The 2,968-nt window shown below is 62.7% G+C and carries 2 protein-coding genes; one reads left to right on the forward strand and one right to left on the reverse strand.

The genetic code is table 11. The annotated features are described in order from the left end of the window. The first annotated feature begins 87 nt into the window (after nt 1-87). Entirely contained in the window at nt 88-468 is a 381-nt protein-coding gene (locus tag CJ255_RS21530; RefSeq protein WP_097646131.1) for a nucleotidyltransferase family protein, read from the forward strand. 52 nt (nt 469-520) lie between these two features. Here the strand turns inward: CJ255_RS21530 and CJ255_RS23870 are convergent. Further along, nucleotides 521-2,968 (reverse strand): hypothetical protein (locus CJ255_RS23870; RefSeq protein WP_217352518.1); only part of this gene is annotated, 2,448 nt, incomplete at its 5' end.

Consider the following 2,968-nt stretch of genomic DNA (forward strand, 5'->3'; position numbering starts at 1 on the left):
AACAAGCCGAGATTCATCTGGTTTCGGTAGATTATACCTTGCGCTTGCAGGATGTCTATGCGAAGGTGGTGCGTAGGAGTTAGACGTATGCCAGTAAGCTCAAAACAAGAGATTCTCACGCTCCTATCTGCACATGCAGCACGTATTCAGCAGTATGGGGTTACGAAGTATGGTCTTTTTGGGTCATTTGTCCGTGATGATGCGCATGTGGATAGTGATGTTGATATTCTTGTAGAATTCGATCCGCCTCAGAAGACATTCGATAACTTTATTCAATTAGCATTTTTCCTTGAGGAACTTCTGGGGTGTCAGGTTGATCTGATTACGACTGATGCGCTGAGTCCGTATATTGGGCCACGTATTCTTCAAGAGGTTGAGTATGTATCGTGTGAAAATACCGATTTTGCATCAACAAATAACTGCTGTCCTTGCGGCATTGGAAGACGAACAGGATTCGTGAATGCTTAAGAGAGATAATTTCCTGTTATGAATTCTCATGCGGTATTCGATTCTTATGGGGTCACCCGTTTATGGTAATCGTAACGGCCCGGATGCGCTGCAATAGGGCGCGGTAGGCGGGGGTGGCGCTGAGGTGTTTGCCGTGGCCGCGGTAGCGCTGTCGTGCGCTGCGGAGTAATTCGTCGCTGATCTGCTCGATGGTGGCGAGGGCGGGCCAGTAGGGGTGGTTGAGGATGGGTTGCAGCGCATGACGCAAGCGCTGGTAGGCCCAGATGTCGCTTGGTTCGCTGGCGCTGGCTTGTTGCTGCACGATGCTGGTGGCTTGTTGCAATGCGGTGAGGGTTGTGGCGGAGAGGTTGCTGAGGGTGGTGAACGCTTCGTCCCAGCCGTGCCGCCAGACGATGCCGACGTTGCCGCAGTGCCAGCGCAGGGCGCTGAGTTGCTGTTGGAGTTCGTGCTGATCGAGGGGCTGTTGGGCTGCAAGATGGCCTAGACGGGCATCGAGGTCGCTGCGGTCGTGTTGCAGGTAGGCGGCTGTGTCGGCTTGGCAAAGGGCGCTGGCGTAGCGTTGCAGTGGGACGAGCAGTGTGTAGAGCCGTTCGCCGCTCGGTTTGACGCGGAAGGGTAGGGTGCGTAGTTTGGCCAGCGGGAGTGCGGCGATCTGCGCTACGACCGCGTCGGCGGCGAAGTGCTGGTGCGCCGCAGCGAGCCGCTCATGGTCGAGCAGGGTGTCGCGGAGCGTAAACATGCCGATGAAGAGCCGTCGCCACACCTCATGCTGCTGCATGAGCGCCTGGCCCGCCGTGGCGCAGGCTGCATGGTCGCTGCTTGACCAAGGAGAGGGCAGGGGTTGCGCTGCTGGTTGCAGATTGGGCGGGCCGTCGGGCGGGTCGTTGCGGAGCGCGGCGAGCATGTGCCACGCGCCGAGGATAAGATTGGCGAGGCTCAGCCCACCCAGTTGTTCGCGCAAGAGGCGCTGTAGATCGGCTTGGTAGGTGTCAATCTGCTGCTGCGCCCAAGCGAGCGTTATGGCGAGGTTGTGGCAGACTTGGGTCAGTTCGCCGCCGCTTAGCGCCAAATAGACCAACTCTTCGAGGATGGGGCGCTCTTGCGGCAGGCCGCGCACCAAGACCTTGGGGCTGGCACGCGTCACTGGCTGGTCGCCGCTGGAGGGCGCGAGGGCGATGGGCAGCCGTTCGTCGCCACGGGCGTAGACCAGTTCGGCGCGGCTGAGCGCGAGCGCGGCGGGGCTGGCGAGCGAACGCGGGTCGCCCAGGGTGAAGATGAGCCGCTCGACGCCCCGTTTAAGCGTCTCGCGGCTGGGGTAGGGTTGGCCATGTTCGAGCCACGCCTGGAGTTCGTGCAACTCCTGCTGCCAATTGGGGGCGCTTGGCGCTGCGCTGGCAACGACAGGGGCCACATAGCCACGCGGAACGCGAATCTCATTGCCGTGCAACAACTCGGCAGGCACGGCTACGCCAAGCGCCGTCGCAATGCGGGGATCGAGCGTTACCGCGTCGTCGCCGACGGTGCCATACCAGCGCAACAGAGCGCGGAGGTTGGCATCGGCAACGGCAGCGCTGCGGAAGAGGGCGGGGGGCGGACGCAGGTAGGGCGAACGGTCAAAGACGAGCGGCGGCGGTTCGGCGGCGAGCAGCGCGGCGGCAAGAACGTGTTCGAGAAAGAGGCGCGGCGTCTGACGCGGGTTGCCCTCTTCGTGCAGGGCCAAAAAGGCGCGCTGGAGCAGGGTCGGCGTGAAGGGATAGAGGCCCGGCCCAAAACTGGCATCGTAGGCGCTCAATTGCGGCAATCCCCCGTGGAGCGTACGCAGCGCTTGGAGGTAGCCGTGGGCCAACGCCACCAGATCTTCATCAAGGCCGTAGGTGCGCCCCTGCTCATCGGTGAGCAGCAGACGAGCGCAGAGCCGCTGGTGGACATGGGTGAGATCACCGGCCAAGCTCGCATGGGCCAAGCGCGTCTGTTCAAAGCCGGTGGTCGCACCCAACACCGCATCAACATGGCCACTCCTCAGATCGAGGAGATAGTCGAGCAGGCGATCACCCAGCAGCCGAAACGCGGTGACATCCTCCAGCAGCAGCAGTGGACGCACGCCACGGGCGAGGGCAGCAGTGCCAAGTTGGCCCAGCATCAGGCGTAGATCACCGAGCCAGAGGGTCTGTTCGAGGGCCTGCTGGAGCAGGCGCAGCAGAGCGGGCCAGCCGGCGGCGAGGGCCGCGTGATCGCGGACGAGCGTTGTGGCCCAGGCGGGCGGAGCGGGCAGCAGGTGGTGGGAAGATCTCCCTGCCGCCGCCGCCGCCAGATGCTCCACAAGAGCCGCGTGCAACTCCGCGTGGGCCAACAGCGCCTCCCACGGTGCAACGGGGAGCAGCGCGGGGTCACCATGCTCATAGAGCAGAATCGTCGCCGAGAGGGCAATATGGCGCGCCTGCACCGCCAGGGGCGTATGGTGCAGCGGGGTGGCACCAACCAGACCCAGAGCGCGACGCAG

The organism is Candidatus Viridilinea mediisalina (genome assembly GCF_002532535.1).
Classification (GTDB): domain Bacteria; phylum Chloroflexota; class Chloroflexia; order Chloroflexales; family Chloroflexaceae; genus Viridilinea; species Viridilinea mediisalina.

Bases quoted from the DNA above. Each gene is read 5' to 3' on its own strand.
- CJ255_RS21530 (WP_097646131.1), top strand. From the start codon at position 88: ATGCCAGTAAGCTCAAAACAAGAGATTCTCACGCTCCTATCTGCACAT.